The organism is Paenibacillus senegalimassiliensis (assembly GCF_001486585.1).
GTDB lineage: Bacteria > Bacillota > Bacilli > Paenibacillales > Paenibacillaceae > Fontibacillus > Fontibacillus senegalimassiliensis.
This window is the reverse complement of sequence record NZ_LN909043.1, coordinates 71,485-91,059: the sequence shown is the minus strand read 5'-3', so window position 1 is coordinate 91,059 and position 19,575 is coordinate 71,485. Positions and strand designations below refer to the sequence as shown.

Below are 19,575 nucleotides of genomic sequence, written 5' to 3'. Positions count from 1 at the left end.
ATCGTCATTGACATAAAAAATATCCTCCAATAATATATACTATATCCATCGGAATAATGCAATTTATAGAGAGAGAAGGGAGGTCAGGCACTGATGAAACCTGCAGCCACCTACGCGAAAATGTATGCAGATCCATCCTATAAATATTTCTTGCTCCTTCTTGGAGCCCCGGTCAATCTTGCCGCTCTGGTTGTCTATTGGGTTCAACGGAGAAAGGATGCCTATCATGTTCTATACAACGAGACTCATGCAGCGCTCCTAGAGTCCGATGTCAAGCTCAGGATAGAGGCTGAAACGCTGGAGCAACTGCGATGTAAGATGAGTTTCTTCGGAGAGACTCTTTCCCCGGAGAGGCTGAGGCGGCAAGTGGAGAGCGTAACCGCAGACAAACTCCGGCAGCAAGCCGTCATAGAGACGGAACGCAAGCTGGAGCGCCGCGGGGTATCCGAAAGCAGCTACGTAGGTGTTGTCCAGAACTTGCTTGCTCGCCCGATTTTTTTTGGCTTTTCACTGATTGCCGGAATACTTATGTATGCCTTGATGCTGGTATATAGCAATCCTTATGTGAAGTACATCTTCGAGCGCATCGTCATGAGCTTGTTTGTTATTCTTGGCGTTTCGGTGCTCGTCTTCACTATTCTGTACTTGTCACCGATGAACCCGGCCGCCAACATTTTGGGAGAGACGGCCACGGACGAGCAAATTGCCCAGTTCAACAGAATTTACGGGTTGGATCAATCCTACCTGGTCCAGTTATGGAACAATATCAAAGGCATCCTTACCTTCGATTTGGGTAAATCCTTTGCGGGGAACGAGCAAGTAACAGCAACGATCGCCCGGAAGTTCCCGATTACCCTGACGTTAACCGTTATATCACTGGCGATGTCCGTGCTGATAGCCATTCCGATCGGCATCCTGTCTGCCATGAAGCGGAATTCATTCTGGGATTATTCTTTTATGTTCATCGCATTGATAGGCTTATCAATTCCGAGCTTCTGGCAAGGTCTGATCTTTATTCTGAATTTCTCGATTAAGCTGCACTGGCTTCCGGCCACCTATAATCCGCAAAATGCCCTGTCGCTCATCATGCCTACTGTGGTACTGGGAACCGGGCTGACGGCTGCGGTAGCTAGAATGACCCGCTCTTCCACGTTGGAAGTAATCCTGGAGGATTACATGGTAACTGCCAAGGCCAAGGGATTGAATCAACGGCAAATTCTGTTCAGACATGCCATTCGCAACGCCATCATTCCGATTATCACCGTCATTGGGTTGCAATTCGGCGCCATGCTTGGTGGCTCGGCAGTTACGGAGAAGGTATTTAACATCAGCGGGATCGGAAGCTACATCGTGGACAAACAATTTATTCCCGATATTCCCAGCATTCTAGGCGGGGTTGTCTACACCGCAATTACGATTTCATTGATTAATGTCATCATCGACGTCCTCTACGCCTTCTTCGATCCGCGTATCCGGACCAAGATGAAACATTACTAGAGCAGGTGCATTTATGGCTAAATTAACGTTTAAATCTTCTTTGGAATATAGCGAGGCAACATTCTCGTGGATTGTGACAGCGGGGATTGCAGTGATTCTGCTGCTTAGCAGCTACGATCTATGGACTCAAGCGGTAAGGCCTTCTGTGCTGATCATAGCGCTTGTCTATCTTCTGTTTGCGCTGTTACAGCTTGGGCTCGCTTGGCGAATTCGCAACGATATCGCGCGCTCGGGAGCTATTCGAAGCTCAACCCGGGCGTTAGGTTACATCCAGTTGTTAAGTCTGTTCAGTGGCAATTTGTTTATCACCGCCTCGGCGTTGCATCTGATCAAGAGGGACAGAAATACGGAATATACGCTGGCGGTCTATACCTTGCTAACAGGTTTGTTCGTCATCGCCATTTCTGCGCTTAATCTGTTCAAGCCGTATGTCGCAGATACGTTTTTGCCGGCGATATCCTTGTTGCTGATCACGACAGGATTCCATCTCATTAGCTTGCTGTTGGTTGCCAGGTTCATGAAGGGGAGAATCGCAGCCCCGTGGCTCAGCCCGGTTGCAATTCTCCTCATCCTGACTTCAGTAACGGGGAACCTCTTCGCCCTGCTGCTTGGCATTAATCTGCTGATCAAGATCCGTCACAACGGGAAGCCGGCCACGGCCAAGTGGGAAGAGGTATGGGGAAAGTTAACACGGAGCACCACCTCGATGATTGGATTGTTCTTCATCGTGTTCTTGTTCTCAATGGCAGTGTGCAGCTATTTTACCTTCGATTATGCCATGGCTACGGAGAACAATTACTCCGCCATTCTTCAGCATCCCAGCCTGGCTTACCCGCTGGGCACGGATAATTTTGGCCGATGTCTATTTACAAGAATCGTGTTCGGTGCCCGGATTTCGCTCATTGTCGGCTTCTTCTCCACGTTGATTCCCGTGGTCATTGGCGGAGCGCTTGGAGCAATATCGGGGTATTACGGCCGGCGTACTGACAATATCATCATGCGGCTGCTGGATGTGCTGTACGCCATTCCCGGCATCCTGCTCGCTATTGCTATCATTGCTGCATTTGGAGCGAACACCTTCAACCTCATTATTGCGCTTAGTGTTGGGGCGATTCCCACTTACGCAAGGACAATGCGAGCTAACGTCCTGCTAGTATCTACCTTTGAGTATGTAGAGGCCGCCCGGGCCTTGGGCACGCGGGATTTACTCATTATTATCAAGCACATCATTCCAGGATCGCTGGCACCGATGATCGTTAAATCTACCTTGACGATCGGCGCCGCCGTCATATCGACGAGCAGTCTCAGCTTCCTGGGCCTAGGCGTAGAACCTCACATTCCAGAGTGGGGCAATATCTTGAAGCTCGGAAGCACGTATCTGGAATCTCACTCTTACTTGGCGATATACCCCGGTCTGGCTATCATCCTGCTCGTCCTGTCCTTCAATTTCCTGGGCGATGGGCTCCGTGATGCACTTGATCCCAAGCTGGGCTGAATTATATATCAAATAATTTTACTTAGGAGGAACCAACGATGAAGAAAATTTCTTTGCTTGCCCTATTACTAACGTTTACTCTGGTGGCAAGCGCCTGCACTGTGAAGACAAAATCCGAGGCGACCGAACCTGCTGCAAATGAACCCTCTACTGAAACGGTCACGGAGGCTGGTCCTGTCAATATCGAGTTACTTGGCATTGCCTCCAATGAATCCGACTTAAATATCGTTCGCGACCAACTGGTTAAGAACGGCTTCACGGTCAAGCTGAACATCCAGCCTGACTACGGCAGCTTCAAGGCTCAACAAGACGCCGGGAATTATGATATTGCCCATTCCGGATGGACGACGGTTACAGGCAACCCCGATTATGCGGTCCGCTCCCTGTTCATATCAGGAGGGGACTATAGCATTCAGAACGATCCTGAAATTGATAAGCTGATTAATCAAGCTGCGACAGAAACGCCTGAGCAATACAAGGAGACGTATAAGCAACTGGAGCAACGGCTCGTGTTCGACAAGGCCTATATCGCACCGCTGTATATTTCCTTGAAGAGCCAGGCAGTGAACCAGGATATTCTCAATGCCGATACAGTGAGACTGTCCAAATCACGTGCCTTGGCTTGGGAGAGCATTGACTTCAAGGATACGTCCAAGCGGGACAGCGACCCGCTGATTCTGACTCAGACCGCTTCCGTTCTGACCTCCCTGGACCCGATCAAGGGTAACGACGGTTCAATCAATCAGTTAAATACTAATATGTATGTTCGTCTCATTAATCTGACGGATGACGATCAAATTACGTCCGATGGCTCTCTGAGCTTCAACCATACCATTGCCGAAGGGAATTCAGAGTATTATTTCCTGCTGCGGGACGATATCAGCTTTGCCAAGATTGATAATAAGAAAGCCGTTGATACTGGCGAACGCGTAGGAGCCGACGATGTTGTATTCTCGCTGAACCGGGCCAAAGACAAGGATTCGGTTCCCGACCACCGGACCTACAGCTTGCATGAGCATATCAAGACGGTAGAGATTGTCACGGATGTAGCCTCTCTTGACTCTATTCAGTCAGCTTCCGGAGGGGGCAGTGTGAAGGCAGCCCTGGAGACAGGACTGGATACCGGCATCAAGGAACTTGTGGCCGACAAAGCCCAAGCGGATAGCCAGGCGGGCAAATATCAGGTGATCAAGTTGACCACGACCGAGCCATTCCCGCAAGTCCTGAATTATTTGGCTCACCAATCGGCCGGGATCGTATCCAAGAAGCAGGTAGAAAGCATTAATACTTATGACGTAGCTAACTTCGACGTTAACAAGGATATCCCTTACGGCGATCAAAATACCGTCACTGAGGGTGCGCAATACAATAATACTTTGTATGCCAGCGGTCCTTACATTCTGTCGCACAAGAACGACTATGAGGGAATCTTCTACAAAAACCCCGGCTATCGTAAGGGATCGGAGCATGAGCCTAAAATTTCGACGGTAAACGTTCGCTTTATCGCCGATGCAGATAGTGCCCTGTCCGCCTTACGCAATAGTGAGATTCACCTGTACTACGGTGTACCTGAGACCAAATATGATATTGTGAAGAATGACAGCAAGCTCAAGCTGCAAAGCATCGAGAGCAATGGGGTAACCTACCTGCTGTTCAATACCAAGAACCGCGAAGTAGCAAGCAGTGAGGCACTCCGAAAGGCCGTCCTGTATTCTATCAATCAGGATGACATTCTGGCCTTCTACAATAATAACAAGATCAAGGCCGTCTCCACCGTAAGCCCGCTGGTTGACACCGGTAATGAATTAGTGGCGGATGCCAATAAGGTCAAGGAATATTTGAACGAATACCATAACAGTAAATAAACAGAATGTTAACCAGATAATATAAAGAACCTTCACGTCCGCTTGCAGGGATACGTCCCTGTATTGCGGGCTTGAAGGTTCTTTCTGTTGACTGCCTTACTGTTGATGTCGCAGCTCGATACGGATAGTCCCGTGGCCGGACGAAGGATCTACCTGTGTGCGGACAAGCTTCCATTGGCGATGAATGATTTGTTCCAATTCATCGGCCTCTGGCTTGGACAAATCCAGCCCATCCAAGGCTAATGCATCTTGCAACTGCACATAGTCGGTACCCTCGGCTTTGCCGAACCGAAAGCCCAGCAGCCGCTTCAGGCCACCGATGTGCAAGAACTTGAAGCTGTAACCCTCGCGAATAGCCCGTTCCCAATCCTCGTCAAGCTCCTTGGCCGTGTTCAGCCGCTCGGCAAAGTCCATCTTCGGATCATGAACCCGGTCCAGAATCGGACTGAAATCACCGGATTTCAGGCAGGCAATCACTTCCTCATCACTAACTCCACCACTTCGGCAGTTCTCGATCAGCATCCCCACGGGAATGGACAGCAATACCCGGCCCACTTGCGCCACCTCCTTCGGCAAATAACGCACAAACCAGTCATTCACCCGGTGCAGCACATCCGTCCGATAGCTAGGTTTCCCGGTCTTTAGCAGCATATGGTTGGAGGCTGGATAACGAACCAGTGCTGTCTCCCGGCCCAACCGCTTCAAAGCCACATAAAGTTGGTCCGCTTGCTCCACCGGACAACGCATATCCTGTTCTCCATGAATGATAAGCAGCGGAGTATGGATTTGCTGGACATGAGCAAGTGGAGATAAGCGCCAGAGCAGATCGGGGTTCTCCCAAGGATTGCCGCCAACGATGCCTTCTGTATAAGAAATGCCGATATCACTCATGCCATAGAAAGACATCCAGTTCGAGATGCTACGCTGGGTTACCGCAGCCTGGAATCGATCTGAATGAGCAATAATCCAGTTGGTCATCAGCCCGCCGTAGCTACCGCCTGTGACGCCAAGGCGCGTGTCATCAACAAAGTCAAACCGGCTCAATGCTTCGTCAAGTCCTGCCATCAAGTCATCATAGTCGCAACCGGTGAAGTCCCGGCGCACGGCCCGAGCGAATTCTTGCCCATAACCGAAGCTGCCACGCGGGTTCAGGAACAAAATAGCATAACCTTGAGCCGCCAAGCACTGCAATTCATGACTATACGTGCCGGAGTACATGGCATGGGGTCCACCATGAATCTCCAGAATGAGCGGAGCCTTCTCCCCCGCTGTCAGCCCTGCCGGGCGCATCATCCAGGCCTGGACTTGAATGTCCGCAGCCGTTTCGAACCAGAAGGACTCTGGCGTGCTTATAGCAAGTTGCCCCATCAGTTCATCGTTCTTATCCGTCAGGCGTAGCTCATCTCCCGACTCCAGATTCAATCGGAATAATTCCCCGGGCGCATTCACCAAGGCGGTTGCTGTCACCATGAAGGCGCCATCCGGTGCAAGAGCGAACTGATATGTATCTCGCTCCCCGGTGGCGAGTGGCTCATAACTCCCATCAGGTCGGAAGGCATAGACCGTTGCACTGCCATGTAATGTACCAATCGCATACAACTCGCCATTTGGCCCGTACAGCGGAGCAGGGGAAGGACCCGCCGCCTTCATGTCGCTGAGTACGAAGTTGCCGATTTGCACATCAAATTCATCTATAAATGGCTCCGGCTTCCCCCCAGAGGAAGGCACGGTGTAGAGCCGATTTTGCGTCCCGCTCCCATAGGCACGGTCATTGGCTATCATCGCGAACTCACTTCCGTCCGGTGAATAGCCGAACTGGCTGATTGCCAGGGTGAAGTCCGTCACTCTTCGACTTTGTCCATCCTCAACAGTGGTAACAAAGATATCGTTAAAGGCGATCAAGTCAGGATCGGCTTGCTCATCCTCCACTTGCTTGGCCAGATAAGCCACAGAGCGGCCATCCGGCGACCAGCGAGGCTGGGCAACGTCGAAGGCTCCTGAGGTAAGCTGGACAACTTCGCCGCTATTCAGGTCCTGCACGAACAAGTGGGTATGAAGTCCATTCCACAAGCCGCTCCCCTCAGCCTTTGGCACGGTGCGGGTATAGAGCTTGCCAGCCTGAGACTCCCGCTTGCGGTCTTCCTCCAGCGTCAGAGCTTCCCGCCCTGCATCAAGGCTTAATGCGGACAAATAAGCTAGCCGACTCCCGTCGGGCGACCAGGCAAAGGCGCTTACGCCACGCCTCACGGCCGTAAGCGGACGGCACTCTCCGTCATTCATGGGGAGAACCCACACCTGTCGACTGCCTTCGTGCATCCGCAAGAAAGCAAGCTGCGAGCCATCGGGCGACCAGGCCGGGGCCATATCCTTGCCCCCATCCGTCAGCGGACGATCATCGCCACCATCCGGAGCTACAGCCCTAATTTGCGTCACATATTCGTTCTTGATGGCATCTATCGTTTTCAATACATAAGCAATCGTTCCATTTGTATGGATAACCGGATCGCTGATCCAGCGGTATTCATAGAGATCGTCAGGCATCACAAGTCTTTCAGGCTTCAATCCAATCCCTCCTCATCAGTTCGCTGGCCACCCGTTATTTCCCGGGAATACCCCAGACCTCACCTAGAAACTGCACCATTCGTTCCACCGCACGGTCGACCAGGATTTGTCCCTTCTCGGCCGAGGCCTGATTAGAATGACCGACCGTGCCCCATTCGCTGTTGTCGGACAGCTTGCCGTACTTCATAATTTCCGGGAAGGCATCCTGCTTCTTTCGCTCTACAGACATAGTCTTCTCCATATTCACAAGCTCAGGATGCAATGCGAGCATGACCGATGTACCTGCTTCCCCGGCATGGGAATGGGCCAGTGGTCCGGATTTCAGCACATCTTGATCCACACGCTGCATAAACCGCCACACATCAATCTGCGCTTTGCGAATACCTGTGCGCTCCCGTAGGGAATAGGCAATTTGGCTAATCATCGGCACATTGCCCGCATGTCCGTTAATAAATAGAAAGTCTTTGAAGCCCCATTTCAACAAACTGTCCACTACATCGTTCAAGTAGGCTTTGAAATGCTCGGGACGAATGGTGACTGTACCCGGAAACTCATCCAGCATCGAGGAATCTCCCACCTCAAGCGTAGGTCCGATCAAGGCATCTACCCGCTCGGCAACTCGCTCGGCCAGTCCCGCAGCTACCAGCGTATCCGAACCTAGCGGCAAGTGGGGACCATAAACCTCAAACGCACCTACCGGCAATATGACCAGGTCCGTCTTGGCCTTGCGTTCACGGAATTCCGTCCAGCTCATTTCCTTCATCAAGGAACTGTTCTTCATGCTTCCAAGCCTCCTTCATTTAGGGGAAAATGACATGCTGCCAAATGCCCGTCCCCGTGATCGACAAGCTCTGGCGTATGCACGCGGCACGTCTCTTGGGCATAAGGACAACGCGTGTGAAACGCACAGCCCTGCGGCGGATTCGCCGGGCTTGGCATCTCCCCGGACAGCGGCTTCCGCTTCTTGCGCAGCCGGGGGTCAGGAACCGGAACGGCTGCCAGCAATGCCTCGGTATAAGGGTGCAGGGGTCTGGCAAACAGTTCATCCCGCTTCGCCATCTCCACAATTTTGCCCAAATACATGACAGCAATCCGGTCACTGATATGCTTGACCGTCGGCAAGCCATGGGCGATAAATATATAAGTTAAATGAAATTGCTCCTGTAAATCCTTCAGCAGATTGAGAATTTGCGCCTGAATCGAAACATCCAGCGCCGATACCGGCTCGTCGCACACAATCAGCTTCGGTCTTAGGGCAAGTGCCCGGGCAATCCCGATGCGCTGCCTTTGCCCGCCGCTGAACTCATGGGGATGCCGGTCAATATGATGCTCGCCCAATCCTACCGTTTCCAAAAGCCGCAACACCTCGTTACGCAGTTCCTTGCCCGAGGCCAGGCCATGTACGATTAACGGCTCCGCTACAATGTCAAAAACCTTCATTCGTGGATTAAGGGAAGAATATGGGTCCTGGAAAATAAACTGCAAATCCCGTCTGACCTCTCTGACCGCTTCTCCACCCATGTCAGTCAATGGCTTACCGTCAAAGACAACTTCGCCCTCTGTTGGTTCAAGCAATCGCGTGATCAACTGTCCGGTCGTGGACTTCCCGCAGCCGGATTCACCCACAAGCCCCAGCGTCTCCCCGGGAAATACGTTAAAGGTTAAGCCATCTACCGCTCGAACGGCTCCATCGCTGCGGTTAAACCATCCTTTGGATATCGGGTAATGCTTCTTAAGATTACGCACCTCCAACAGAGGGGCTGTCTCAATTTGTTCTTCATTCATAGAGCAACCTCCTCGGCACGATGGCAGCTAACCCGGTGGCCATCCCGCTTCTCTTCCAATGCAGGCTTGATTTCACGACAAATATCTTGCGCGTAGGGACAACGAGGATGGAAGGGACAACCGGACGGCATTTGCAGCAAATTAGGCACAGAACCCGGAATGGAGTCCAGCCGTTCCTTCTGCTCCGTCATGGTAGGCAAGGAGCCCATCAAGCCCATGGTATAGGGATGACCGGGGCGCTCAAACAGTTCATACACCGTCGCTTCCTCCACGATCTCACCAGCGTACATCACGATAACCCGGTCGGCCATTTCTGCCACCACACCCAGATCATGCGTGATGAGGATAACGCCGGTATTCTCCTCCTTGGCGAGCGAATCAATCAGCTCGAGGATTTGGGCCTGAATTGTCACATCCAGAGCGGTTGTAGGTTCATCGGCAATCAGCAGCTTCGGATGGCAGGCCAAGGCAATGGCGATCATTACCCGCTGGCGCATCCCGCCGGACAGTTGGTGAGGAAATTGAGCAGCTATCTTGGCTGCTGCCGGAATTCCTACGCGCTCCAGCATTTCAATGCTTTGAGCCTTGGCCGCGGGCTTGCTCAAGCCACGATGCCTACGCAGCACTTCAGCAATTTGAAAACCGATCGTAAACACAGGATTCAGTGACGTCATCGGCTCCTGGAAAATCATTGAAATCTCGTTCCCCCGCACATTTCGCATCTTCTGGGGAGACAGCTTCAAGAGATCCTTGTCCTCAAACAGAATGGAGCCGCCCTCAATCTTTCCGGGTGCAGACACCAGGCGCATGATAGACAGAGAGGTGACGCTCTTGCCACAGCCGGATTCGCCAACGATTGCCAGCGTCTCGCCCGCCTGCACGGAGAAGCTGACGCCGTTCACCGACGGGATCGTCCCATTATCCGTATGAAATACTGTTCTTAGCGATTTCACTTCAAGTAAACTCATGTTCGCATCGCCTCCTTCTGCTCCACACTTCAATCGTTAAGCCTTCATCCGTGGGTCCAGCACATCACGCAGCCAATCTCCCAGGAAGATTACGCCCAGCACGGTGACCGTAATGGCAATGCCGGGGAAGGTGGCTACCCACCAACTCGTCGCCACATACTGGCGTCCATCGCTCAGCATCCCGCCCCAGGATACATCCGGCGGTGTAATGCCCAGGCCCAGGAAGCTCAGCGAAGCCTCCAGAATAATCGTTGTGGCTACGTTCATCCCCGATATGACGATGAAGGAGGATAACACGTTGGGCAGAATATGCCGGAAGATCACCCGGCTGTTCCGGGAGCCCACGGCCTTGGCTGCCTTGACGAAATCCCGCTCCTTGATGCTCAGCACCTCGCCGCGCACCACTCTGGCATAAGACACCCAATTCGTAAATCCGATGACGAAGATCAGCGTGCCCAGCCCTGGGCCCACCACAGCCAACACTACCAGCATCAGCAAAATGGTCGGAATGGCAATAAAGGCATCAGCTACCCGCATTATCAAGGCGTCCACCCACCGGCCATAATACGCCGCAAGCAGGCCCAGCACCGCGCCAATGGCGCCAGATACGAGTACGGCACCGATGCCGACGATCAGAGACACCCGTGACCCGTAGACAATCCGGCTCCAAATGTCGCGGCCCAAATTATCTGTTCCCAGCAGGTGCCCGCCCGCTCCCTCGCTTAGCCACGAAGGAGGCTTAAGCCGATTGATCGGATCTACCTGACCCGGGTTATGCGTAGCCAGGAGAGGGGCAAAGACGGCAATCAGCACAACAATTAGCACTAATGCGGCGCCAACGGTACCGGTTTTACTTTTTAAGAGAAGCCTAAGAACATGCTTGAACCCACGCTGCCGCACGGCAATAGGCTCTAGCTCGTCCGCTCCGGGCAACTGTATGTTCGATGACGAAGATGATGAAGCTGCCAATAAGATCCTCCCCCTTCCTTAGCTGTACTTGATGCGTGGATCGAGCAGCCGATAGACTACGTCCGTTAGCAGGTTCATCAAGATGACGAATACGGCAATCACGAATACAGCCGCCTGCACAATCGCCATATCATGGGTATTTACCGCCGATACCAGCAGTTGGCCGAGTCCCGGCCAGGCAAATACCGTTTCCGTAATCAGCGTGCCTCCAATTAAGCTGGTGAACTGCAGGCTCATAATGGTGACAACGGGAATAAGCCCATTGCGCAAAGCGTGCTTGCCAACCACAACCGCCTCTACAATGCCTTTGCTCCGAGCAGTACGGATATAATCCTGACTCAAAATCTCCAGCATGCTGGAGCGAATTAATCTTGTCATTTGTGCCGCCAGGCCTACGCCAAGCGTAATTGCGGGCAGGACCAGATGGCTGAAGCCACCCCGGCCGGATACGGGAAAGATCTTGAAGATGACGGACAAGAACAAAATAAGCATAATTCCCATCCAGAAGTTAGGCATAGCCTTCCCCAGCACAGAGAACCCCGAAATGAACAGATCGGAGAAGGTGTTACGTTTGACTGCGGACCAAATGCCCGCAGGTACAGCTATCACAATAGCAAATACCATGGCCGCTACCGCCAGCTCGAAGCTGGCAGGCAAGCGTTCCAGCACAAGTGGTAGCGCAGGCTGATTATAGCGGAAGGAAGTCCCGAAATCGCCCTGCACTGCATTTACGATGAACAATCCATATTGCTTGTACAGAGGCTCATTCAAGCCCAGTTCCTGCGTAAGCAGAGCCCTGTCCTCATCCGTCGCCGTCTCTGGAAGCATCAAGGCGACCGGGTCGCCGGTAACCCGAACAAGTATAAATACAATCAGCGAAATCAATACGAGCACAGGTATCATTTGCAATAATGATTTCGCAATAAATTTGCCCACAGCCTCGTTCCCCCCCGGTGAATGGACGGGAAGCAGGCGGAGAATCAAGATTCCCGCCCGCTTCCCGCTGCCTGTTTCAATTAGTTTTTCGGTGAAATTTCATCGGCAAAATACATTTCGTCCCGGCGCGGCGAGAAGTCCACCTTCGCCCCTACGCCATACATGCCTTCCATCTGGAAGAGGTACACCGCTGGACGCTCTTTAGCAAAGATCTGTTGAACCTGCTGATATTGCTTCTCGCGCTCTTCCGGATTCATGTTCTGGGAAGCGGCTTGCAGCAGCTCTTCAACTTCCGGATTGTTATAGTCCGTTTCGCCCTTGGCGCGTTCCGCCAAATAACGGGTGTAGTTATTGGAAGCATCATTCATGGAGTTGCCAATCCCGATCATAAATATTTCGCCAAAGGTCTTGGAGGTCATCTTCTCACTGAAAGTGCTGGCTTCCAATACGTCGAGATTTACCTTAAAGCCTACCTCGGTCAGCATAGCCCCTACCACCTGAGCATATTCGCTGTATTGCGATTGAACGGACATGGAGACCTCGGGACCACCGTTAGCATAACCAGCATCTTGCAGCAATTGCTTGGCCTGATCCACATCGTACAACGATTGCTCGTAAAGACTTGGATCGGCACCGAAGTTGCCTGGTGTGACTGAGGTACGGGTCAGGATGCCTGCGCCCCCAGCAATACTGTCGACGATGGCTTTCTTGTCAATCGCCAAATCAATAGCCTCGCGAACCTTAGGATCAGCCGTTGGGGTGCCTTCGGTTTGACGCAAAATAAGCTGGAGAACACGCTGAATCGGAGCAGTAACCACGTTCATGCCCTCGCCTTCAATACGACCCACATCTGTCGATGGAACCGAGGCGATAATATCCACCCCACCGGTCAACAATTCCGAGACACGGGTAGAGGCTTCAGGAATAGAGCGGAAGACCACCTTATCCCATTTAGGCGCATCGCCAAAATAATTCTCATTCTTCAAGAGTTCAACCCGGTCATCGCGTTGCCAGCTTCCGAATTTGTACGGCCCGGTACCTACTGGAGCCTTCAAAAATTCATCCATGCCCTTTTCTTCGATATACTTCGAAGGCAACATCCCCGAGCCCATGCGGGACAAACGGTTCAGCAAGAGCGGATCAGGACCGTCCGTTACGATATCCACCGTATGGTCATCCACAATATTCACGGCAGTAATTTGCTTGTACAGCGAATTTTGCTTCAGCGTGCCATCCGTGGCTACTCGCTCCAGCGTGAATTTGACATCCGCCGCTGTGAATGAATCACCGTTATGGAAGGTAACATCGTCACGAAGCACAAATCTCCATGTTGTATCGTCTACCTGTTCCCAGGAAGTCGCAAGAACCGGCAGCTTATTGCCATCATTATCATTCTTGATCAGGTAATCGAACATGTTCACCAGAACAGATTCGCTGACGGTGGTGTTATTGTTATGAAAGTCAAAGCTCTCAATATCCGTAGCATTTGCAATAGTCAGTGTTCCGTTATTAGGGCTTGCATTGTTCGTGCCCGGGTCTGCTGCCGGACTGTTCGCAGCGTTGCCGCAACCCGAAACCACTAACATCACCAACACAAGTGCTGTAATACTCTTCATCCAAGTTCTCTTCATGTGTATGCCCCCTAGTTATCAAGTAAGTTGTAAATACGTGAGTGCAATCGAAGACAGCAAAGCCACTCCATGAGGCAATGCCTTCTCATCCAAATCAAACATCGGATGATGCAGCGGATAGCTGGTCCGCGGCTCGCCGGCATTAACGCCAAGACGGAAGAATACGCTAGGGACGGCTTCGGAGTAAAACGCGAAGTCCTCACCGCCCGTAGAAGGCTTGAGCGGAGTCCAGACCGGCTTGCCGAACAGCTTCTCGCTGGTCTCCATGACGAAATCCACCATCTTCTCATCATTCATAACCGGCGGATAGCTGGCCTCATAGCGGAATTTGTAATCCGCTCCTAATGTTTGGGAAGCTCCCTTGACCGCTCTCTCGATGAGAGCCGGCATTTGCTTGCGTACCTGCGGAGAGAGGGTCCTTACGGTTCCCGTCATTCGCACCGAGGAAGCGATGGCCGTCGCCATGTCTCCCCCGTGAATCGTGCCGATGGTGACCACGGCTGGCTCCAGCGGGTCGACCATGCGGCTGGTCACATTTTGCAATGCTGTGACCACTTGTGCAGCAGCGGCGATCGCATCGATCCCCTCGTGGGGTCTCGCGGCATGACCGCCACTGCCAATAATTTCGATCTCGATAGGATCGGCTGAAGCAAAGGCGACGCCTTTATTGCCTCCGATGGAGCCTGTAGGCAAGCCCGGATACACGTGCAGCCCCACCATGACATCCACCTTGGGATTGTCCAGTACGCCATCGTCCATCATGGCCTTGGCTCCGGCATATCCTTCTTCCGCAGGCTGGAAAATAAACTTAATGTTGCCCCGCTTCGGCTTGCCGTATTCGGTAAGCAGCTTGGCAGCGCCCATAAGCATGGATGTATGGGCATCATGTCCGCATAGATGCGCCTTCCCGGGTGTCTGTGAGGCATAGTCCGCCGTCTTTTGATCCTGAATCGGCAGGGCATCCATGTCCGCCCGCAAGCCGATTGTCGGGCCGGGCTCTTCGCCGCGAAGCACCGCTACAACCCCGGTTCTGCCTACGCCAGCAGTAACCTCCAGCCCAAGCTCCCGCAGATGCTGCTCTACCGCAGCAGCCGTACGAAGCTCCTCATAAGCCGTCTCCGGGTGTTGGTGAAAATCTCTTCGCCATGAAATCAGTTGTTCTTGCAATTGTTGCGATTTATGCAGCAGCTCGTCCATAGTCAAAACGTGTCTGCCTCCTTATAATCTTGATGTGGGTGCCGAGTCCAGCGTTGAGGGAATGTCCCCTTGCTCCTCAAACATTCTTGAGGATATGGCTTCAGCCGACTGACTGATATGCCTGCACATGATGTCTCTGGAAGCTTCGGCGTCGCGCCTAGATAAAGCTTGATACAAGGCCTGGTGCTCCTCGTTATTATGTGAACGAATCGTTTCATTATAAGGCATCAAATCCAATGCGGGATTGATCTTGGTACGAATCTGCCGGATCGAACGGTACAAGTAAGCATTCCCGGAGGCCTTGGCTACGCTCAAATGAATTTGCACATCCAGCGCCCGGAAAGTCTCCCGAGTACAAGCCGGGTCGGTACTAGCCTCAATATATTCCCGAAGTCTGTGAAGTTCCTCGTCGGTAATCTTCCGAGCCGCCAAATGAGCCGCCTGTGGTTCTACGATCGTCCGATACTCGAAGACCTCCATCAGCGCATCCCAGTTCCTAATCAGTTCTTCCCGATTACGACGGTGCGAATTCAGCGTCAGCGGCAGGATAAAGGTTCCGCCCTTGGCCCCAACACGCTTCTCTACCAGTCCTAGCTCTTCCAACTGGGCAAGTGCTTCACGGACCGCCAGACGGCTCGCTCCAAATATAACGGCCAGGTCCCGTTCCGAAGGAATTTGCTCATCACTCTTCAGTTCCTTCAATATAATGGCTTCTTCCAACTGCCCGAAGATGAAGTCACTAATTTTCTTGGAGGACACTTTCTCAAATTGCACAGGCAGATTCAAGGACACAGCACCACACCCGTTCATTGTATTTTAGAAAGATCTAAGGTTCACACCTTATACCATTAAGAAACTTTTTCTCACTATATCCCTGTTTTCCGACCATGTCAATATATATTAGTCTTTTTAATCAAGTTTGAAGCTTTATACGATAGATTTCATGTCATTCAGAAGGAACAACCGATATTTTCAACTAGGAATGTTATGTTTCCTAACATACAGTTCATTAATTCCTCCTTAATGTACCCATTAGAACAAAGAAAGAGTCTGCCGCTGTGTGATATTATAGAGCTAATAGGTTGAAATAAAAATTAGCATAACAAGCAAGTGAGAAAAATGATTCTGAAGAAGCGAAGTGTTCGCCTTTGTGAATGGATTTCTACCTTATAAGAATTTATTGAATAGGAGAAATCTATGAGCAACAGCGATCGTAAGAACATTTTCTCGTCTGCTTCTTTGCGTAAATCACGAATTGGACTTATTAGCTTATAGTGAAAGGAAGGGGATATCTGCGTGAAAATTACATTGCAGCAGCTCCGTTACGTTATAGAAGTAGCTAACCGGGGATCGATGAATGAGGCGGCCCGCCGCCTGTTCATTTCGCAGCCCAGTCTCTCCAATGCGATCCGCGAGTTGGAGGAGAACATCCGTGTCACCATCTTTGAACGGACGAACAAGGGAATTCTGCTCTCTAAGGAAGGCGCCGAATTTCTAGCTTACGCCAGACAGGTGATTGAGCAGGCCGAACTGCTGGAGAATCAATATCTCAACGCCAAGCCTTCGCCGCAGCACTTCTCCGTCTCCACCCAGCATTACGCCTTTGCGGTTAATGCCTTCGTGAAGCTGGTGGATGAATACGGGCAGGACGAATATGAATTGGCCTTCCGCGAGACGAAAACGCATGAGATTATCAATGACGTGAAGAGTCAGCGCAGCGAAATTGGCATTCTCTATATCAACGAATTCAACTCCAAGGTCATCAACCGTCTGCTGAACGATGGCAACTTGATTTTTAACAGCTTGTTCAAGGCCAAGGCTCATGTCTTTGTCAGTATTCGCAATCCCCTGGCACAGCATCCAATCGTGACTCTTGAGCAGTTAGAGGATTACCCATACCTCTATTTCGAGCAAGGGGAATTTAACTCATTTCATTTCGCTGAAGAGATTCTGAGTACATTGTCTCACCGCAAAAGCATTAAGGTGAACGACCGGGCTACCCTGTTCAACCTGTTGATTGGACTTAACGGATATACCATCTCCACCGGCGTACTAAGCTCTGATCTGAATGGGAATGAGATTATTCCGGTACCCCTTGCCAGTGAAGAGACGATCAATGTCGGCTGGATTTGCCATCGTAATGCCAAGCTGACCAAGCTGGGCGCGGCTTATATCGAAGCATTGGAGGAAACGGTACAGTACGAAGAACGTTGATATAGCTTTTAGCTATAGCGGGCAATAGCTTATTAGACTTACTCTATGAATGACAAAGTGTGCTATCTTATTCCTATCAATTTAATGAGGATAATCACTTAAGGAGTGGAGACGTACATGAAGAGCGCAAATCTGGGGTTCCCCCGTATAGGACGTAATCGTGAATGGAAAAAAGCATTGGAGGCCTTCTGGTCGGGCAAGCTGGAGGAACAAGACCTGCACGCCGAGCTAAAACGCATTCGTCTTGGCAACTTGAAGCTGCAACAAGACAAGGGTGTTGAAGTTATCCCGGTGGGAGACTTTACGTATTATGACCACATTCTGGATTTGGCTGTGATGTTCGGTCTGATTCCACAAAGATTCGGCTACACTGGCGGTACTCCGGACTTGTCCGTGTATTACGCAATGGCCAGAGGCAATCGGGATGCCGCTGCCTTCGAAATGACTAAATGGTTCAACACGAACTACCACTATATCGTACCAGAGCTAGGCGAGCTTCAGCCAAAGCTGACTCGTAATCAGCCACTTGAAGCTTACCGTGAAGCCAAGGCTGAGCTTGGCATTGAAGGAAGACCCGTCATTGTTGGTCCTTACACCTTCCTCAAGCTGTCCAAGGGCTATAGTCCAGATCAGCTTCAGGCCTGGATCGACCGTTTGCTTCCTTTATATATTCAAGTCTTGCAAGAACTGGCGGCAGAAGGCGCTGAATGGGTACAAATTGATGAACCTATCCTTTGCGTATCGCTCTCCGTGGAAGAAATCGGGCAAGTTAGCCAAATCTATAACAAGCTGGCGCAAGAAGTACCAGGCATCAAGCTGTTCCTGCAAACGTACTTCGAAGCCGTAGATCATTATAAGGCTGTTACAGAGTTGCCGGTTCATGGTATCGGTCTGGACTTCGTCCATGATCATGGACAGAACTTACAGTCGATCCGCGAGCTTGGCTTCCCGCAAGACAAGCTGCTGGGTGCCGGACTGATCGACGGACGCAGCATTTGGCGGGCAGACCTGAAGAGCAAGCTGGACGTTCTGAACGTATTGACGGAAGTGATTTCTGCCGACCGATTGCTCATTCAACCTTCCTCGACGCTGTTGCACGTACCATTCAGCGCAGCCGGTGAGCAGAAGCTCGATCCTGTTCTACGCGGAGCACTCGCTTTTGCCGAGGAGAAGCTGGAAGAGCTTGTATTGCTGGCCAAGGCTGGACAATCCGGTTATGAAGCAATCAGCAACGAAGCCGCTGCTGTCGAGCAAGCGCGTCAAGCCTTGCAACAATCGAGCGCCCGTCATCGCGAGCAGGTGGAAGCAGGGATTGCCGGACTGGCCTCCCAGCCGACATCCCGTCCGGACAGCTATGCTGTACGCCGGGGCATTCAGGAGAAGCGTTGGAACCTGCCGTTGCTGCCAACAACAACCATTGGGAGCTTCCCACAAACGCCGGAAGTTCGCAGTGCACGCCAAAAGTGGCGTAAGGGCGAATGGAGCAATGAGCGTTATGAGACGTTCATTCAAGAGCAGATCGCAGAGTGGATCAAAATTCAGGATGACCTGGGGCTGGATGTATTCGTACATGGAGAATTCGAACGGACAGATATGGTGGAATTCTTCGGCGAGAAGTTTGCCGGGTTTGCCTTTACAGCGAACGGATGGGTGCAATCCTATGGCTCGCGCTGCGTGAAGCCGCCGATTATTTATGGAGATGTCGACTGGACGGCTCCGATCACCGTGGCAGAAACCGTTTATGCACAATCCTTGACTGACAAACCGGTCAAAGGAATGCTCACCGGTCCGGTCACAATCTTGAACTGGTCCTTCGTGCGGGATGACAAATCTCGTGAGGAGGTGGCTTACCAAATCGCCCTGGCCTTGCGCCAAGAGGTTGAGGCTCTGGAAGCTGCCGGAATCGGTATGATTCAGGTCGACGAACCAGCACTGCGGGAAGGTCTGCCACTGAAGCGCGAGCAATGGGCAGCTTACCTGGATTGGGCAGTCAAGGCATTCCGCTTGTCCACTTCCACCGTCAAGAATGAGACACAGGTGCATACGCATATGTGCTATAGTGAATTCCACGATATTATCGATTCCATCAATGCGCTGGATGCCGATGTCATCTCTATTGAAACTTCCCGTAGTCATGGGGAATTGATCGGCAGCTTTGAAGAGAACACCTATGACAAGGGAATCGGACTTGGCGTATACGATATTCATAGCCCACGCGTGCCTTCCGTCGAAGAAATGAGCGTCATGATCGACCGGGCCTTGAACGTACTGAGTCCAGATCAGTTCTGGATCAATCCGGACTGTGGCCTCAAAACGCGGAAATACGAAGAAACCGTAGCCGCTCTGCGCGTTATGGTAGAAGCGACAGAACAAGCCAGAAGTAAGTATGGTAAATAAATAAGAGTTACAGCCGTAACATAAATAACCGTCCTGGAGGCATGGAAATCGCCAACAGG

14 protein-coding genes are annotated in these 19,575 nt (G+C 51.6%); 5 read left to right on the top strand and 9 right to left on the bottom strand.

Annotated features, from left to right (window positions below; genetic code table 11):
- Window positions 1-93 precede the first annotated feature (93 nt).
- From BN3279_RS04175 to BN3279_RS04165, 3 genes are read left to right on the top strand one after another with little or no spacing between them, the layout of a single operon-like run.
- Window positions 94-1,497 (top strand): ABC transporter permease, encoded by a 1,404-nt coding sequence (locus tag BN3279_RS04175; RefSeq protein WP_059049384.1) that lies wholly within the window; start codon window positions 94-96, stop codon window positions 1,495-1,497.
- Between the two features lie 13 nt (window positions 1,498-1,510).
- Window positions 1,511-2,992, top strand: coding sequence for an ABC transporter permease (locus BN3279_RS04170; RefSeq protein ID WP_059049383.1), 1,482 nt, complete (start codon window positions 1,511-1,513; stop codon window positions 2,990-2,992).
- Between the two features lie 38 nt (window positions 2,993-3,030).
- On the top strand, window positions 3,031-4,857 hold the full coding sequence (locus BN3279_RS04165; RefSeq protein WP_059049382.1) for an ABC transporter substrate-binding protein: 1,827 nt from the start codon (window positions 3,031-3,033) through the stop codon (window positions 4,855-4,857).
- Window positions 4,858-4,953: 96 nt separating this feature from the next.
- On the opposite strand, the gene BN3279_RS04160 is transcribed toward BN3279_RS04165, so the two are convergent.
- From BN3279_RS04160 to BN3279_RS04120, 9 genes are all read right to left on the bottom strand, one after another.
- On the bottom strand, window positions 4,954-7,419 hold the full coding sequence (locus BN3279_RS04160; protein ID WP_232436752.1) for a S9 family peptidase: 2,466 nt from the start codon (window positions 7,417-7,419) through the stop codon (window positions 4,954-4,956).
- A gap of 34 nt (window positions 7,420-7,453) precedes the next feature.
- Window positions 7,454-8,200 carry a creatininase family protein gene (locus BN3279_RS04155; protein ID WP_059049381.1) on the bottom strand — a complete coding sequence of 249 codons (747 nt, stop codon included), beginning with the start codon at window positions 8,198-8,200 and terminating at the stop codon, window positions 7,454-7,456.
- Complete coding sequence (locus tag BN3279_RS04150; protein ID WP_059049380.1) at window positions 8,197-9,204, bottom strand: ABC transporter ATP-binding protein; 1,008 nt, start codon at window positions 9,202-9,204, stop codon at window positions 8,197-8,199. Before BN3279_RS04150 ends, BN3279_RS04155 begins: the two co-directional genes overlap by 4 nt.
- Complete coding sequence (locus BN3279_RS04145) at window positions 9,201-10,172, bottom strand: ABC transporter ATP-binding protein (protein ID WP_059049379.1); 972 nt, start codon at window positions 10,170-10,172, stop codon at window positions 9,201-9,203. The genes BN3279_RS04150 and BN3279_RS04145 overlap by 4 nt, the downstream gene beginning before the upstream one ends.
- A gap of 36 nt (window positions 10,173-10,208) precedes the next feature.
- The gene (locus BN3279_RS04140; protein ID WP_392396837.1) at window positions 10,209-11,078 is read right to left on the bottom strand and encodes an ABC transporter permease; all 870 of its coding nucleotides are present in this window, start codon (window positions 11,076-11,078) and stop codon (window positions 10,209-10,211) included.
- Window positions 11,079-11,159: 81 nt separating this feature from the next.
- Entirely contained in the window at window positions 11,160-12,077 is a 918-nt protein-coding gene (locus BN3279_RS04135) for an ABC transporter permease (RefSeq protein ID WP_089153426.1), read from the bottom strand.
- Window positions 12,078-12,157: 80 nt separating this feature from the next.
- The gene (locus BN3279_RS04130) at window positions 12,158-13,708 is read right to left on the bottom strand and encodes an ABC transporter substrate-binding protein (protein WP_059049378.1); all 1,551 of its coding nucleotides are present in this window, start codon (window positions 13,706-13,708) and stop codon (window positions 12,158-12,160) included.
- An 18-nt stretch (window positions 13,709-13,726) separates the two neighbouring features.
- Window positions 13,727-14,911 (bottom strand): M20 metallopeptidase family protein, encoded by a 1,185-nt coding sequence (locus BN3279_RS04125; protein WP_187377736.1) that lies wholly within the window; start codon window positions 14,909-14,911, stop codon window positions 13,727-13,729.
- 15 nt (window positions 14,912-14,926) lie between these two features.
- Window positions 14,927-15,715 (bottom strand): FadR/GntR family transcriptional regulator, encoded by a 789-nt coding sequence (locus tag BN3279_RS04120; protein ID WP_059049377.1) that lies wholly within the window; start codon window positions 15,713-15,715, stop codon window positions 14,927-14,929.
- A 492-nt stretch (window positions 15,716-16,207) separates the two neighbouring features.
- Between BN3279_RS04120 and BN3279_RS04115 the strand changes: the two genes are divergently transcribed.
- Window positions 16,208-17,119, top strand: a complete 912-nt coding sequence (locus tag BN3279_RS04115) for a LysR family transcriptional regulator (RefSeq protein ID WP_059049670.1) — start codon at window positions 16,208-16,210, stop codon at window positions 17,117-17,119.
- A gap of 117 nt (window positions 17,120-17,236) precedes the next feature.
- A complete protein-coding gene (metE, locus tag BN3279_RS04110) occupies window positions 17,237-19,516 on the top strand; it encodes a 5-methyltetrahydropteroyltriglutamate--homocysteine S-methyltransferase (RefSeq protein ID WP_059049376.1) in 2,280 nt (759 codons plus the stop codon).
- Window positions 19,517-19,575: the final 59 nt, after the last annotated feature.